Source organism: Micromonospora sp. DT4 (assembly GCF_049841675.1).
Lineage (GTDB): Bacteria > Actinomycetota > Actinomycetes > Mycobacteriales > Micromonosporaceae > Micromonospora.
Genome location: NZ_JBNCKT010000547.1, coordinates 1 through 209, shown reverse-complemented (window position 1 = coordinate 209; position 209 = coordinate 1). Strand labels below are relative to the sequence as shown.

The 209-nt window shown below is 68.9% G+C and carries 1 pseudogene; it reads left to right on the top strand.

Annotated elements, in window-relative coordinates:
* Nucleotides 1-209, top strand: a pseudogene (locus tag ACLQ24_RS30815) (hypothetical protein); the annotation flags it as partial.

Genomic DNA, 209 nt, shown 5'->3' with positions numbered 1-209 from the left:
TCCGGCGGCGGGAGGCGGACACGGACGGTCTCCCGCCCGCCAGATCCCGGATCACATCACCGTACGACACCGACACCGGTGGGCCGCCAAAGGCGACGACCTGTTCTGGAACGGCTACAAGGTCCACCTGACCGAAACCTGCGACCACGAATCCGACACCACCGGCGACCACGGCGGCCAGAGCGGTCCCCGGTCGGCACCGAACCTGA